Raw genomic sequence first — 15437 nt, forward strand, 5'->3', positions numbered from 1 at the left:
TCACACGCTATTCTTGCGCGACGGGCATTGTTGGCCCATCCCTACGACACCAGTTCCTTCCCCCCGGGAAAGCGTATCCGCATGGCAAAGTTCATTCATATCACCGACACCCACCTGGTCACGCCCGGCGAGCCGTTGTACGGGCTCGATCCTTACGCGCGTCTGGTCGCGTGCGTCGACGACATTCTCGAGCATCACACCGACGCACAATGCTGCGTCATCACCGGTGACCTGACGCATCGTGGTGAAGCGACAGGCTATGCCGCATTGCGCGAGCAACTTGACCGTCTGCCGTTCCCCGTCTTCCCGCTGATGGGCAACCACGACCTGCGCTCGGCATTTACCGGATCGTTTCCGGACCGCCTGCGCGACGCCGATGGTTTCGTGCAAGGCCGCTTCGATATCGGTGACGGCACGCTGCTGATGCTCGACACGCTGGACGAAGGCCAGCATGGCGGGTTGTACTGCGAAGCGCGGCTGGCGTGGCTTGCGCGTCAACTGGATGAGGCCGGAGATCGTCCGGTGTATCTGTTCATGCATCATCCGCCGTTCGACATCGGCATTCCGAGCCTCGATCACATCGGTCTCGCGAATCCCGAGGCATTCCTGAAGTGCGTGGGCGGACGCAAGAACGTTCGACATCTGTTCTTCGGCCACGTCCATCGTCCGGTGTGCGGAAGCTGGCACGGCATTCCGTATTCGACGATGCGCGGCCTGAACCATCAGGTGCCGTTCGACATGCACACGGTGGATCTGGTCCGCCAGAGTCATGAGCCGCCTGCCTACGCTGTCGTGCTGCTCGCCGCCGATCAGGTGACGGTGCACTTCCACGACTATCTCGACAAGTCGGCGCTCGTGGACGAGGACGCAGGCATGCGCAGCATGTAAGTCAGCGGTGGGTGTCGCCGGGGGCATGGGGAGCCCCGGTCGGGCTGGGGGCTTTCCATCAGGGCGCTGGCAATGGGATTTCGTTAGAATCTGTTCCAGACCGATTCACATAACTATTATCGGAGGCAGACATGCCAGGATTACTCCCCGACGTCGACCGCGACGGCTTGCTCGAATACTCGGTCGTCTACACCGACCGTTCCGTCAATCATATGTCGCAGCGCTTTCAGGGCGTGATGCGCGATATTTCCGATGGCCTGAAGAAGGTCTACAACGCGACGTCGGTCGTTGTTGTGCCGGGCAGCGGCACGTTCGGTATGGAAGCCGTGGCGCGTCAGTTCGCGACGAACAAGAAGTGTCTGGTCATTCGCAACGGCTGGTTCAGCTTCCGCTGGTCACAGATTTTCGACATGGGCAACATTCCGTCGGAGACGGTGGTGCTCAAGGCGCGCCCCGTTCAGGAAGGACGACAAGCGCCGTTTGCCCCCGCACCGATCGATGAAGTGGTCGCCGCCATCAAGGCAGAGAAGCCGGATCTGGTGTTTGCGCCGCACGTTGAGACGGCCTCCGGCATGATGCTGCCCGACGCGTATCTTCGCGCTGTGGCCGACGCGGTGCATTCGGTCGGCGGTATGTTCGTGCTTGATTGCATTGCATCGGGGACGGTGTGGGTCGATATGCAGGCGTGCGGCGTGGACGTGCTGATCAGCGCTCCGCAGAAGGGCTGGAGCGCATCGCCGTGCTGCGCACTGGTGATGCTCGGCGCACTCGCGCGTGAGCGCATCGATAGCACCACGAGCACCAGCTTCGCGTGCGATCTTCGCCAGTGGCTCCAGATCATGGAAGCGTACGAGAAGGGCGGCTTCGCCTATCACGCCACCATGCCGACCGACAGCCTGGCCGTGCTGCGCGACGTCATCAAGGAAACCGAAGCCGATGGTCTCGAGAAGGTCCGCGACGAACAGCTCGAACTCGGCCGACGCATCCGTGCGCTGCTGGCGGAGAAGGGCTTTAAGAGCGTGGCGGCGGAAGGCTTCGAAGCACCGGGCGTCGTCGTCTGCTATACCGACGACGATGGCATTCGCACAGGGAAGAAGTTTGCCGACGTGGGTGTGCAGACCGCTGCCGGTGTGCCGCTGCGATGCGACGAGCCGGAAGACTTCAAGACGTTCCGTATCGGCCTGTTCGGCCTGGACAAACTGAACGATGTCGACGCTGCCGTGAATCGATTCGCGAAGGCGCTGGACAGCGTGCTGAAGTAATTGGTGAAGTCGTAAATCACTGCAAGGGCGGGCTGAGGATCAACAACCTCGCCCTTGCAGAACATCCGAATGTACGTCTGAAGCGTCAGCCTTTCAGGCCGTCTCTCCAACCGATTCCCCATCCGTCGAACCCGTGCGGGCGCGCATTTGTCCCATTTGTCCATGGGGGAAATGCATGTCGCGGTACTTCACGAAATGCGACCCGCGCACCAACCGGTAGCCCGCCCAGATCAACAAGAAAAGCGGAATGCCGATGTACGTCGCCACCACGCCGCCCCAATCGATCTTGTCCTGAAGGAACGCTTCGTAGTTCTGGCCCAGCGTGATGATCAGGCACAGCACGAAGGCGAAGATCGGACCGAACGGGAAGAACGGCGAGACGTAAGGCAGATTGGCCAGATCGTGGCCTTGCCGGACGTACCCGCGACGGAAGCGGTAATGGCTGATGGCAATGCCCAGCCAAGCGATGAAGCCCGTCATGCCGGAGGTGTTGAGCAGCCAGATGTAGACGGCGTTGGGGCTGAACACGAACGTGAAGAAGCACAGGGCGGCGACGGCGGCCGTCGCCAGCAGCGCCGACATCGGCACGCCGTTGCGAGAGATGTTGCCGAAGATCTTCGGTGCTTTGCCGTCGCGCGCGAGGCTATAGAGCATGCGCGTTGCAGCGTACATCCCCGAGTTGCCCGCCGAGAGCACGGAGGTCAGCACCACGGCATTCATGACCGAGGCCGCACCCAGCAGTCCCGCGCGCTCGAAGATCAGGGCGAACGGGCTGACGCTGATATCGGTGACGTCATTACGCAGCAAATGCGGATCGGTGTACGGAATCAGCAGGCCGATCACGAGAATCGCTGCCACGTAGAACAGCAGAATGCGCCAGAAGACCTGACGCACGGCGCGCGGCAGATTGCGCGCCGGGTCCTTGGACTCGCCCGCTGCGATCCCGATGAGTTCGGTGCCCTGGAACGAGAAGCCCACGACCATCGCCACACCGATGAGCGCCGCGAAACCGCCCGCGAAGGGCGCGTCGCCTATCGTCCAGTTGGCGACACCCCCCGTCTCGCCACCGCGAATGATGCCCAGCAGCATCATCACGCCCATGACCACGAAGGCCAGCACGGCAATCACCTTGATGAGCGCGAACCAGAATTCGGCTTCACCGAAGCCGCGTGCCGATAACGCATTCAGACCGAAGGTGATGGCGAGGAAGAGGGCGCTCCAGTAGACCCCGGGAACGTCGGGAAACCAGTACGCCATGACGAGCTGCGCGGCCACGAGGTCCACGGCGACGGTAACGGCCCAGTTGTACCAGTAGTTCCAGCCCAGCGCGAAGCCGAAGCCTTCGTCGACGTAGCGCGCGCCATAGGTCGAAAACGAACCGGACACGGGCATGGCGGCGGCCAGCTCGCCCAGACTGGTCATCAGGAAGTAGACCATCAGGCCGATCAGCACATAACCGAGCAGCGCCCCGCCGGGGCCCGCCTGCGCGATGGTGGCGCCCGAGGCGACAAACAGGCCGGTGCCGATGGACCCGCCGACGGCGATCATCGTCAGGTGGCGCGCCGACAGGGAGCGGCGCAATTCGGTCGGTGCGCCCGGGGCCGATGCGCCCGGCTCGCCGCCAGCGCGGGACGGGTCGTGTTCCGATGAAGCCAAAGTTCTGTTCCTCAAGTGCGAATAAAGCGTCCCCCCCGGCCCGGGTCGTCAGGCATTCGCGGGTCTGACGAGGTTGCGCTCATCCCCGGCGTATGGACATCAGACGTCTTGTGGAAGTCCCGGGGAAATGGCGTGCCCGGCTCGGAATCACCGAACCGGCCAACGGAGGGGAATGCGGAGTGGGGGGGATTGTACTGCGGGAGACCGGTCGGGGACTACTTTTCGCTACCGCCTGCCGCTTTGGCGCAACAAATCGCCCTCTGGGGCGCTGAGCGTGACGGAATGGTGCGGTGCAGCGAGGCGGCGGCGCTGGCGGGGAGGGGGCGTCTCCGCCAGCCGTGGACGTCAGAGCGTCATCACCATTTCATGCCAAGCCATGCCGCCATGGTCCGACGGCGAGGGTTTGACGTACGTGTACCCGAAGCGCTCGTACAGCGGGACATGCCGCTCCTTGCACATCAGGTGGATGGTTGCCTTACCGGCCGCGCGCATGCGCTCGACGAAGGCCGTCATCAGCATGCGGGCGTAGCCTTTGCCCTGCTCGTCCGGGGAGAGCACGACGGACATGATCACGACGTTGGGCGCGGCCGCGTCATGACCGACCAATTCCTTGAACGCTTCGTCGGACATGACGACGTCGTGCGCGCAACCCGAATTGATGAAACCGACGATTTGCTCGTCGCGCGTCAGAACAAGAAAGCCTTCGGGGTATTGGTCGATACGCGTGGCGATTTTCTCGCGCGTGGCGGCTTCGTCGCCTTCATACGCGCTGATCTCGATCTCGTAGCAGCGGTCGACGTCGGCCGGGCGCGCGTTGCGCAGTTGCAGCAGGGGTTCCATGGTGTGCATCAATTGGGGGGGAGGGGACGCAGTATAAGGTCAACGCTTAAACGTCCGAAAGGTTCGGAATGTCGGCGTTCCTTGTCGATTCGTTTCGTCATCCAAACAAATGGAACCGCCTCACGCCGGATGCGGCACCGCGCGACAAGCGCACGCGCGATGCCTGTGGTCGTCACTTCCCTGTGTGCCTATCGAGCGTTCAGGGCATCAGCACCTTGTCCACGACGTGAATCACGCCGTTGGACTGGAACACGTCGCCGATGGTGACTTTGGCGACGTTGCCTTTGTCATCGGTGACGGTCAAACCATTACCGCTCTGCTGGACGGTCAGCGAGTCGCCTTCCACGGTCTTGAGCATCGCCTTGCCGCCACCGCTTTTCACCATGCCCATCAGTTCTTGTGCGCCCAGCTTGCCGGGGACGACGTGATACGTCAGCACCTTGACCAGTGTCGGCTTGTTCTCCGGTTTGAGCAGCGTGTCGACGGTGCCGGCGGGAAGCGCGGCAAAGGCCTCGTTGGTCGGCGCGAAGACGGTGAACGGCCCCGGCCCGGACAGCGTGTCGACGAGACCGCCTGCCTTCACGGCCGCGACCAGTGTTGTGTGGTCCTTCGAGTTCACGGCGTTTTCGACGATGTTCTTCGATGGGTACATCGCCGCCCCGCCCACCATGACGGTCTTCTCGCTGCCGTCCATCGACGCCGCTGTGGCGTGCATGCCCGGGAAGTAACCGGCGGCGAGAAGTACCAGCAGAAATCCACCAAATCGTTGCGTTCTCATGTCTTCACCCGTTCTATAGCGCTTCGCGAAGCGGAAGCAACGACAAATACGAGTCGACTTCGTCGTCGGATGCGAAGGCGCAAAAAGATGCGCTTGTCGTGGAGAGGACAGGGAGAATAGCGGGCGCGGTGCATCCGCGCGGGCTCCCCGCTCGTATGTGTGGACAGGTACGCCGTTCCCCGCTCGTCGCGCGAATGGCTGAATTGTCGAGGCATCTCCCGACGGGAGGCGAAGGTGCTATATTCCGCTGAACTCCACCGTAGTGATTTTCGCGAGTGCCTTACACGCATGAACGAGTCCCGGGAAAACGAAGATCAGCCACGCTCAGCATCTGCACAACCGCCTGCGGACGCGGCACGCATGGCTGCGCGCGAGGAGCTAGGCGCGCTGCTGAGCGCCGTCGCGAACGAAGATCGCGAGGCGTTCGCCGCGCTCTATCGAAAGACGTCTGCACGGATCTTCGGCGTGATCCTGCGCATGGTGTCCGACCGTGCGGAAGCCGAGGATCTGCTGCAGGACGTCTACGTCAACGTGTGGCGGCGAGCTTCGGCATTCGATGCCACCCGTGGCACGGCGATGACCTGGCTGATTACGCTGGCTCGCAACCGCGTGATCGACCGCCTGCGGCAGTCTCGCGAAGCGTCGCTAGACGAGGACCACGCTCTCAATATCCCCGCCGAGACCCCCTCGCCGTTGCGGATGGCGGAGGCCAGCGAAGCACGGCGTCGGCTGGAACACTGTCTGCAACTTCTTCCGCCACAACAACGCAATGCCGTGTGCGAGGCATTTTTCAGCGGGCTGGCATACAGCGAGCTTGCGGAGCGCCTTGCCGTCCCGCTCGGCACCGTGAAGAGCTGGATACGTCGCAGCCTAATGCAGCTAAAACGGTGTCTTGAGCCATGAACACGCCCGCGCATTCCGACGACGATCTGCGTTGCGCCGAGCACGTGCTCGGCGTGATGGAGGCGGACGAACGTCTGGCGCTGGAGCGGGAGGCATTGGCGAATCCGGCATTACAGGCGCAACTGACGTTCTGGCAGGATCGTCTGACGCCGCTGACCGAAGACTTGCCGCACGAAGCGCCACCAGATCGAGTGTGGCAGCGTGTCGAGCAGGCGATCCGGTCGACGCAACCGGGTGCAACAACCCGTGCGATGCCACATGCGCCGCCGGTTGAGCTCTGGGACTCTCTGCCACTGTGGCGATGGCTGGGCATCGGTGCGAGCGTTGCGGCGCTGGTGCTGCTTGCCGTGGCGCTCAAGTTCGCCTTGCCGGGTGGCGCGCCGACGCCATCCGTCTCGCTCAACTATCGCGTCGCAACCATCGCGCGGCAGGATGGCGTTGCACATTGGACTGCGACCATCGCGTCGCAACAGGATCAGTTGCTCATTGTCCCCGCAACCCATCCCACGATTGCCGCAGACAAGGTGACGGAGTTGTGGCTAGTGCAGGGGGATGCCAAACCCGTCCCGCTCGGCGTTTTCGATCCCGCACAAACGGTGACGATCCCGCTGTCTCGCACGACGGCCGACGCGCTGCGCGGTACCGCCGCTGTCCTCGCCGTCTCCCTCGAACCGCCTGGGGGATCGCCCACCGGGCAACCGACCGGCCCTGTCATCGCGACGGGGGCGCTTCATCCGGCTTGATCGCTGTGGTGGAGCGCATGGCAAGCGCGGTGTTCTATGACGTAAAATCCCGGCATCGCAACGAAATATGAATTTTGCTCATCCATCATGCTTGACCGTATCCATTTGTCCATCGTTCAGGAGGTGGAAAAGCAGGGGTCGCTGACCGCCGCCGCAGGTGTGCTGCACGTAACGCAGTCGGCGCTCAGCCACAGCATGAAGAAGTTGGAGCAGCAGTTGGGCACCAACATCTGGTTGCGCGAAGGCCGAAGCCTGCGTCTGACGCAGGCCGGTCAATACTTGCTGGCCGTGGCCAACCGGGTCTTGCCGCAACTGGATCTGGCCGAAGAACGCTTGCAGCAGTTCGCGCAGGGTGAGCGGGGCGCGCTGCGCATCGGCATGGAGTGCCACCCTTGCTACCAGTGGCTGCTCAAGGTCGTGTCGCCCTATCTGGCCGCTTGGCCGGACGTCGATGTCGACGTCAAACAGAAATTCCAGTTCGGGGGCATCGGCGCGCTGTTCGGTTACGAGATCGACCTGCTGGTCACGCCCGATCCGCTAAACAAGCCCGGGCTCGTCTTCGAGCCGGTGTTCGATTACGAACAGGTGCTGGTCGTTGCCAGCAACCATGCGCTGGCCAAAGAGGAATACATCAAGCCCAAGCAACTGACCAACGAGGTGCTGGTGGCTTATCCGGTGCCGGTCGACCGTCTGGATATCTACAACATGTTCCTCACGCCGGCGGGCATCACACCTCGGCGTCATAAGCCTATCGAGACGACCGACATCATGATGCAGATGGTCGCGAGCGGCCGGGGCGTGGCGGCGCTACCCCGCTGGCTGGTGCTGGAGTACGCGGACAAGATGGATGTCGTGCCCGTTCGGCTGGGGAAGAACGGCATCGCCAAACACATCTATCTGGGCGCGCGCGAGGCCGATATGGGTACCGATTACCTGCGCGCCTTTATCGAGCAGGCGAAGAAGCCCGCCAAGGCCTGACGCCTCGTTGTAGCGTTCTGTATGAACGGTATTCATGGAAATATGAGAATTTATCGATTTTCATAATGGTGGGGTGGGCACCATAATCCGAAGCTCTTAGTCCGACGTAAGCGGGCGTTATTCATGGAGCTTCTCATGGCGTCCGCAGCCGAACGCAAGCCATTGGCATTACCCGGCGGGCACAAGAAGGTGCTGCTGCACTCATGCTGCGCGCCGTGCTCCGGTGAAGTCATGGAAGCCATTCAGGCTTCCGGCATCGACTTCACGATCTTCTTCTACAACCCGAATATCCATCCGCTCAAGGAATACGAACTTCGCAAGAACGAGAACATCCGTTTTGCCGAGAAGTTCGGGATTCCGTTCGTCGACGCCGATTACGACCGCGATAACTGGTTCGAACGTGCCAAAGGCATGGAGCACGAACCGGAGCGCGGCGTGCGTTGCACGATGTGCTTCGACATGCGCTTCGAGCGCACCGCGCTGTACGCCCATGAACATGGCTTTCCGGTCATCACGAGTTCGCTCGGGATCTCGCGCTGGAAGAACATGCAGCAGATCAACGATTGCGGCGTGCGTGCCGCGTCTCACTATCCCGACATGCTGTACTGGGAATACAACTGGCGCAAAGGCGGCGGGTCCGCCCGCATGATCGAGATCAGCAAGCGCGAGAACTTCTATCAGCAAGAGTATTGCGGCTGCGTCTATTCGCTGCGCGACACGAATAAGCATCGTGTGGAAAACGGTCGTGAGCGCATTCAGCTCGGCGTGACGTTCTACGGTGACGACACCGCAGAACAGGGCAAGTAAGTTCCAATTTCAGAATCAGAGCGTCAGATCATCATGAGCCAAGATTTCACATTCGCCATCAAGCGCATTAGTTTCGACGAGGACTATCGTCCGTCGGACAATACGCGCATCACGACCAACTTCGCCAATTTGGCGCGTGGCAGCAGCCGTCAGGAAAACCTGCGCAACACCCTCCAGATGATCGACAACCGTTTCAATGCGCTGGCGCATTGGGACAATCCGAAGGGCGACCGTTACACCGTCAAGCTCGACATCATTTCCGTCGAAATGAGCATTGGCGGTGAGAGTCATGGAAGCGCGCTGCCGCTGATCGAAATACTGAAAACCAGCATCTTCGACAAGAAGAACAACGTGCTGATCGACGGCATGGCGGGGAACAACTTCTCGTCGTACGTGCGCGATTACGACTTCAGCGTGCTCCTGCTGGCGCATAACAAGGATCAGCCGAAGTTCGGCACGCCGGAGAATTTCGGCGACCTGCATGGCAAGTTGTTCAGGGCGTTCGTGAGTTCGGACGCTTACAAGGCCAACTTCAACAAGCAGCCTGTCATTTGCCTGAGCGTATCGAGCACGCGTACCTATCGTCGGACGGCCAATGTGCACCCTGTGCTGGGCACCGAATACTTGCAGGACGAGTATTCGCTCACCGACGAATACTTCGCGAAGATGGGCTTGCGAGTTCGCTATTTCATGCCGCGCAATAGCGTCGCGCCTTTGGCTTTCTATTTCTCCGGCGACTTGCTGGGCGATTACACGGATCTCGAACTGATCAGCACCATCAGCACGATGGACACGTTCCAGAAGATCTATCGCCCCGAGATTTACAACGCGAATTCCGCCGCCGGGGAATCCTATCAGCCGAGTCTGAAGCATCAGGATTACTCGCTGACTCGCATTGTCTACGATCGAGAAGAACGTAGCCGTCTGGCTATCGAGCAGGGAAAGTTTGTTGAGGAACACTTCGTCAAACCCTACCGCGCAACGCTTGATCAGTGGTCCGCTAATTACGCTCATTGACTCACTTAAAACGCAAGGTCATTCATCGTGAAAAAATTGTTGCCGACTTCGACTGCTGGTAGTTTGCCGAAACCGTCCTGGCTCGCAGAACCCGAGAAACTCTGGTCGCCGTGGAAGCTGGAAGGTGAAGAATTGGTGCAGGGCAAGCAAGATGCGCTGCGTTTGTCTCTGCAAGAGCAACAACACGCGGGCATCGATATCGTCAGCGACGGCGAGCAAACGCGTCAGCATTTCGTGACGACGTTTATCGAACACCTCGACGGCGTCGATTTCAACAATCGTCAGACCGTGCGAATTCGTGACCGCTACGACGCGAGCGTGCCGACAGTCGTGGGTGCTGTCGCCCGCCAAAAGCCGGTGTTCGTCGAAGACGCGAAGTTCCTGCGCGCGCAAACTAAGCAACCGATCAAGTGGGCGCTGCCCGGCCCGATGACGATGATCGACACGCTGTACGACGATCATTACAAGAGCCGTGAAAAGCTGGCCTGGGAATTCGCAAAGATCCTCAATGAGGAAGCGAGGGAACTGGAAGCGGCAGGCGTCGACATCATTCAATTCGACGAGCCGGCTTTCAACGTCTTCTTCGACGAAGTCAACGAATGGGGCGTGGCGACGCTGGAGCGCGCCATTGAAGGCCTGAAGTGCGAAACGGCCGTTCACATTTGCTACGGCTATGGCATCAAGGCCAATACGGACTGGAAGAAGTCGCTGGGTTCGGAATGGCGTCAATACGAAGAAGCCTTCCCGAAGCTGCAAAAATCCAGCATCGACATGATCTCGCTGGAATGCCACAACTCGCATGTGCCCATCGATCTGATCGAACTCATTCGCGGCAAGAAGGTGATGGTCGGAGCCATCGACGTAGCGTCCGAAACCATTGAAACGCCGGAAGAGGTCGCCAGCACGCTGCGCAAGGCGTTGAAGTTTGTCGATGCCGACAAGCTCTTCCCGTGCACCAACTGCGGTATGGCACCGCTGCCCCGTTCGGTGGCACGCGGCAAGCTGGCTGCACTGAGTGCCGGCGCGGAAATCGTGCGTCGAGAACTGTCGAACTAAGTTCTGAGCCATCCGGCGCAAGCCAGCCCGTAAGACGTTGTGGCCGATCTGAAAGGATCGGGTGCACGACGGACGGGTTGGTTTGTGCCAGTTGAATTGCCCCCGGTATTTCCCCCAGCTATGTCACTTCCCAGTCCGGCCATCGAGCCACTGCGCTTTCGCGAAGCGCTCGGGCACTACGCCTCCGGTATCACGATCATTACGTCGCACATCGACGACGAGCCGCTAGGCTTCACCTGTCAGTCGTTCTACAGCGTGTCGACGAATCCGCCGCTGGTGTCGTTCAGCGTCATGGCTACGTCGGCCAGTTATCCCAAGATCCGTCAGGCGGGACGCTTCGCCGTCAACATCCTCTCGGGAGCGCAAGCGGACATTTCCAACCAGTTCGCCCGGCGAGGCACGGACAAATGGCGTGGCGTCGACTGGCAGATTTCGCCGCTGGGCAATCCCATCATTCCGGGCAGTCTTCACTGGCTGGATTGCGAAATCTACGCGGAGCACGCCGCAGGCGATCACATGATTGTGATCGGTGAAGTCAAAGCGTTAGACGCACAGAACGCTGCGGCGAATCAGCCGTTGCTGTATTTCAAAGGGCAGTATCGCAACATCGCCGATCACAACGGGGTGTGAGCGAGGGCGCGATTATTTTTCCGGTGTCGAGTCGACGACCGCGAACCATTCGGGCCACGAGCTTCGGTGCCGGTTGCCTGCTTCGATGTTGGGAATGAGTGTGTGCGCGAGCACGGGCAATTGATCGACTGACTTGGCGATCCGGTATTTGACGCTGTGGACACACTCGCGGTCGCCAAACTCGCAACGATTGAGCCGGGTGCCGCCACAGGGGCCGTTTGCCAGGCCTTTCGGGCACGTCTCGGGGCATACGTAGAGGGTGTCCTGCAAGCGGCAGTGTCCGCAGGTATCGCAGCCGACCAGCGGCCGTTTCAGCGTTCGTTCGACTGCATGAAGGGCTCGCGCTGCGACGCCTGACTTCCAGAGTGGCTGCGACACGGTCCAGCCGAACGCTTTGCCAAGCCATCCCGTGCGGTTGAAGAACTGTTCATGCACGGACGAGAGCAGCGTGTATCGCAGCCGCTCGCTGCGGGTCGCGACGACGTTTGACTGCCCCATCTCCCACGCGTCGGTGTCCGGCGCAAAGCAAACCGGCGACGCCCCCGGCATCTGCCAGCTTGCATGCCACCGTTCATGCCAATCGGCCAGTGAGGTCACGCTGTCGCGCTGAACGGTGATCGCTTGCTCCAACGCAAGCAGCTCATCCAGCGTGTGCACACCGGACACGTGCACCCCGGCATACCCCATCCATTGCAGGCCGACGATCTGTAATGCCATGCGTTCGAGGGTTCGCGCGCTGGCGTAGTCCGGCGACACCTCTCGCTCCTTGCTCAGTAGCTCACGCATGGAGTCGGTGACGACGATGCCGGGCACGTTCTGCAGAACGGCCGCGCGCTTTTCGGTCAGTCGCATCACGCAGGCCATCATGCGTCGGCTGATGGGCTGAGCTGCCATCCATGTCTGCGCTTCCCGATGCTTGGCGGCATCGAAACCCAGTTGCAGGGTGAAGAAATCGGCACCCGCGAGCAGCTTCTTCTGCGCCTTAAGGTACTGCGCACCGCCTTCTTCTTCGCGATATTTGAAGGGATTCAACGCTGCGCCCAGCAACCAGTCGGGGCATTGCTCGCGGGCGATTTGCAACGCGGGCACCGACTCCAGATAGCGCACTGGTTTCTGACCGGGATGGTGGCCCGGCAGGCGGTCCCCGCTGAGCAACAGCAATTGATTCAGCCCCTGAGCCTTCATCGACGCGATGTGACGAATCAGGTCTGCGCGCTCACGATCCTTGCCGGAGAAATGCAGTAGCGATGAGGCCGGGTTGCCTGACGCGTCCGCGCCTTCCAGAGGACTCAGGTCCGAGTGCAGGCCAACGCGATCGGCGAAGGCGGGCAGCAGCGGCCAGCCCGCCAGATGCCCGCGTTGCAGGATCTGCGCAAGGGAAGCCAAACGTGAAGGGGATTGTTGAGGAACGACCTCTAGCACGCAGACGAAATGGCCTTCGTTCAGCGCCTGTTTCAATGCACTCAAGACAGCTCGATACCTTGTGAATCGGAGGAATGTCGTGGCCGCCGTCGTTGGGCGACGGGGTAGAGCAACGACAGCAAGGATGGCCGGCCAGCGAATCGGCGGCGCGGAAGCAGAACAATAGCGCGGGCGGGGGACGTGCGTCCAGCCGCAAGCCGTCGTGATCACCCGTGCTCGAATCCCCTACGCACCAAACGTGCTAGAATCGTTGACTGATCAAACATTGATCCATCCAAAAATGGCTCCCAGTCCTAGCACCCCGCACTCGGCGGGGCAGGTGTTGCCCTTCCGGCAGTCGCTCGTGGCGATGCTCGGCCTTTGTTTCTGCACGATGATGGTGGCGCTCGACCAGACTGTGGTCGGGACAGCACTGCCGACCATCGTCGCGGAACTCAAGGGGTTCGAGTACTACGCGTGGGTCGCAACGTCGTATCTCCTCACCTCCGTCATCACCGTCCCCATCTTCGGACGCCTCGGCGATTTCTATGGCCGCAAGCGATTCGTCATGGCGGCGATCATCGTCTTCACCGCAGCGTCGGTTCTCTGCGGTGCGGCCAACAGCATGCCGTTCCTCGTTTTCGCCCGCGCCTTGCAGGGCATCGGCGGCGGCATGCTCGTCGGCACCGCGTTCGCGTGTGTGCCGGAACTGTTCCCCGATCCTCACGTGCGTCTGCGCTGGCAGGTCATGCTCAGTTCCGCCTTCGGCATTGCGAACGCCATCGGGCCGTCGCTGGGCGGTTTCCTCACCGAAGCCTACGGTTGGCGCTCGGTCTTCTACGTCAATCTGCCCGTCGGTTTGCTCGGCATCTGGTTCATCGGACGCCACCTGCCGCAAATGCGCGCCGAAGAACACAGCAAGGCCAGCATCGACTGGCTCGGCGCGGTGCTCATCACCGCAGCGCTCGGCAGTTTGCAGATGCTCGTCGAATGGCTGCCTGCCGACGGTCTCTCGCGCGGCGTGGTGACGCTGGCTGTCGTGCTGGTCGTCTCGTCGTTCGCGCTCTATCGGTGGGAGCAACGCACCTCGCATCCGATTCTGCCGTTCGAGATGTTCCGCGACAAATCGCTCGCGCCGCTGTTCGTGCTGTCCGTCTTTGCCGGATTCTCGATGTTCGGGTTGCTGTTCTACGCGCCGCTGCTGCTGCAAGGCGGGTTCGGACTCTCGCCGCGTGAAACCGGTCTGCTCATCACGCCGCTGGTCGTGTGTATCACCGTGGGCAGCATCGTGAACGGTCGTCTGATCACCCGTCTGCCCAATCCGAACGTGATGTTGTACGGCGGCTTCCTGCTGCTTGCACTGGCCTGCGCGGGCATCATCACCACGCATCGCGGCACCTCGCATCTGCTGATCGCCGCGTACATGTTCCTTGCCGGGCTGGGCCTCGGCTTCGTGATGCCGAACCTGACGGTCTTCGCACAGGAAGTCGCAGGACGTGCGCACCTCGGGATCGCCACCGCGCTGATGCAATCGCTGCGCATGATCGGCGGGATGCTCGGCACGGCCATCGTCGGCACGCTGGTAAATCACAGCTATACGGCGCGCGTCACCGACGCGCTGGCGGCCAACGAAGGCACGCGTTTCACGTCGCAACTCTCCGATCCGCAGATCCTCGTGAATGCCACGGCACAGAGCGATTTTCTGATGACGCTCGCGCACATGGGCCAGAACGGCGCGCTGTTTATCGAATCGGCGCGCACGTCGCTCGTTGCTGCCATTCACAGCGGGCAGATGGTGTCGCTCGCGGCGGCGCTTGCCGGGTTGTGGTTTGTGCGGCGCGTGCCGCTCATTCGTCTGACGCGCGGCGCGAAACCGCAGCCGCCAGCAGGGGAGTGACGCGATGCCGACGGCTTTGAAACGTAACGTCATTCAGCAACTGAGTCTGACGTACCGCGCGATGATGCTCGCCTTCGACGCGCAGGTCGGGCATCCGCTGCCGCGCTGGCGCATCATTCTTTCGCTGGCCGAACGCGGTACTTGCTCGCAGAAGTTTCTCGCGGAGCATTGCCGACTCGATCCGGCCTCGCTCACGCGTCAGCTTCAGTCGATGGAAGCGCTCGGCTGGCTGTCGCGCGCAACCGACCCGGACGACAATCGTCTGACGAATGTGACGCTGACGGACGCGGGCATGGCCGTGCACGACGAGGCAACGCCGCGCCGTCAGGCCTTCTTCGACGACACGCTCGAAGGCATGACGCCCGACGAGATCGCCACGCTGGAGAGCGCGCTCGTGCATCTGGAGGCGCAGTTCAAGTCGGTGGCGTCGCGAGCGAAATCGGGCGCTGCCGCACCTGCTGCACCGAACGCCAAGGACACCACGCCTGCGCGGAAGCGAGCCACCAAAAACGCCTCATAGATCGCTCGCCTCGGTGGACGTCGGCCACAAAAAAAGCCGCTTCGGATTCGAAGCGGCTTTT

The 15437-nt window shown here is 61.4% G+C and carries 15 protein-coding genes; 11 read left to right on the forward strand and 4 right to left on the reverse strand.

Features of this window, described 5'->3' with window-relative positions; all coding sequences use genetic code 11:
- The first annotated feature begins 81 nt into the window (after window positions 1–81).
- Together PAQ31011_RS09845 and PAQ31011_RS09850 are read left to right on the forward strand one after the other, a co-directional pair.
- On the forward strand, window positions 82–888 hold the full coding sequence (locus PAQ31011_RS09845) for a phosphodiesterase (protein WP_150575615.1): 807 nt from the start codon (window positions 82–84) through the stop codon (window positions 886–888).
- Window positions 889–1019: 131 nt separating this feature from the next.
- Window positions 1020–2150, forward strand: coding sequence for an aminotransferase class V-fold PLP-dependent enzyme (locus tag PAQ31011_RS09850; RefSeq protein WP_150575616.1), 1131 nt, complete (start codon window positions 1020–1022; stop codon window positions 2148–2150).
- Window positions 2151–2243: 93 nt separating this feature from the next.
- On the opposite strand, the gene PAQ31011_RS09855 is transcribed toward PAQ31011_RS09850, so the two are convergent.
- From PAQ31011_RS09855 to PAQ31011_RS09865, 3 genes are all read right to left on the reverse strand, one after another.
- Window positions 2244–3731, reverse strand: coding sequence for an amino acid permease (locus PAQ31011_RS09855; protein ID WP_150575841.1), 1488 nt, complete (start codon window positions 3729–3731; stop codon window positions 2244–2246).
- Window positions 3732–4151: 420 nt separating this feature from the next.
- On the reverse strand, window positions 4152–4655 hold the full coding sequence (locus PAQ31011_RS09860; protein ID WP_217424850.1) for a GNAT family N-acetyltransferase: 504 nt from the start codon (window positions 4653–4655) through the stop codon (window positions 4152–4154).
- A 190-nt stretch (window positions 4656–4845) separates the two neighbouring features.
- A complete protein-coding gene (locus tag PAQ31011_RS09865) occupies window positions 4846–5361 on the reverse strand; it encodes a fasciclin domain-containing protein (protein WP_246179498.1) in 516 nt (171 codons plus the stop codon).
- A gap of 423 nt (window positions 5362–5784) precedes the next feature.
- Between PAQ31011_RS09865 and PAQ31011_RS09870 the strand changes: the two genes are divergently transcribed.
- From PAQ31011_RS09870 to PAQ31011_RS09900, 7 genes are all read left to right on the forward strand, one after another.
- Window positions 5785–6327: a sigma-70 family RNA polymerase sigma factor gene (locus PAQ31011_RS09870; RefSeq protein ID WP_150575619.1), complete on the forward strand. Its 543-nt coding sequence runs from the start codon at window positions 5785–5787 to the stop codon at window positions 6325–6327.
- The gene (locus PAQ31011_RS09875; protein ID WP_150575620.1) at window positions 6324–7070 is read left to right on the forward strand and encodes an anti-sigma factor; all 747 of its coding nucleotides are present in this window, start codon (window positions 6324–6326) and stop codon (window positions 7068–7070) included. Before PAQ31011_RS09870 ends, PAQ31011_RS09875 begins: the two co-directional genes overlap by 4 nt.
- An 87-nt stretch (window positions 7071–7157) precedes the next feature.
- Window positions 7158–8048: a LysR family transcriptional regulator gene (locus PAQ31011_RS09880; RefSeq protein ID WP_150575621.1), complete on the forward strand. Its 891-nt coding sequence runs from the start codon at window positions 7158–7160 to the stop codon at window positions 8046–8048.
- A 135-nt stretch (window positions 8049–8183) separates the two neighbouring features.
- The gene (locus PAQ31011_RS09885; RefSeq protein ID WP_150575622.1) at window positions 8184–8855 is read left to right on the forward strand and encodes an epoxyqueuosine reductase QueH; all 672 of its coding nucleotides are present in this window, start codon (window positions 8184–8186) and stop codon (window positions 8853–8855) included.
- Between the two features lie 33 nt (window positions 8856–8888).
- On the forward strand, window positions 8889–9872 hold the full coding sequence (locus PAQ31011_RS09890) for a DUF1852 domain-containing protein (RefSeq protein ID WP_150575623.1): 984 nt from the start codon (window positions 8889–8891) through the stop codon (window positions 9870–9872).
- Between the two features lie 27 nt (window positions 9873–9899).
- On the forward strand, window positions 9900–10928 hold the full coding sequence (locus PAQ31011_RS09895) for a methionine synthase (protein ID WP_174990045.1): 1029 nt from the start codon (window positions 9900–9902) through the stop codon (window positions 10926–10928).
- Between the two features lie 120 nt (window positions 10929–11048).
- Window positions 11049–11558: a flavin reductase family protein gene (locus PAQ31011_RS09900; protein WP_150575625.1), complete on the forward strand. Its 510-nt coding sequence runs from the start codon at window positions 11049–11051 to the stop codon at window positions 11556–11558.
- Window positions 11559–11570: 12 nt separating this feature from the next.
- Here the strand turns inward: PAQ31011_RS09900 and PAQ31011_RS09905 are convergent, their stop codons facing one another.
- The gene (locus tag PAQ31011_RS09905) at window positions 11571–13190 is read right to left on the reverse strand and encodes a methylenetetrahydrofolate reductase C-terminal domain-containing protein (RefSeq protein ID WP_246179461.1); all 1620 of its coding nucleotides are present in this window, start codon (window positions 13188–13190) and stop codon (window positions 11571–11573) included.
- Between the two features lie 70 nt (window positions 13191–13260).
- Between PAQ31011_RS09905 and PAQ31011_RS09910 the strand changes: the two genes are divergently transcribed.
- Complete coding sequence (locus PAQ31011_RS09910) at window positions 13261–14856, forward strand: MDR family MFS transporter (RefSeq protein ID WP_150575626.1); 1596 nt, start codon at window positions 13261–13263, stop codon at window positions 14854–14856.
- Between the two features lie 4 nt (window positions 14857–14860).
- Window positions 14861–15376: a MarR family winged helix-turn-helix transcriptional regulator gene (locus PAQ31011_RS09915; protein WP_150575627.1), complete on the forward strand. Its 516-nt coding sequence runs from the start codon at window positions 14861–14863 to the stop codon at window positions 15374–15376.
- The last annotated feature ends 61 nt before the right edge of the window (window positions 15377–15437 follow it).

The sequence above is a fragment of the Pandoraea aquatica genome, assembly GCF_902459565.1.
Classification (GTDB): domain Bacteria; phylum Pseudomonadota; class Gammaproteobacteria; order Burkholderiales; family Burkholderiaceae; genus Pandoraea; species Pandoraea aquatica.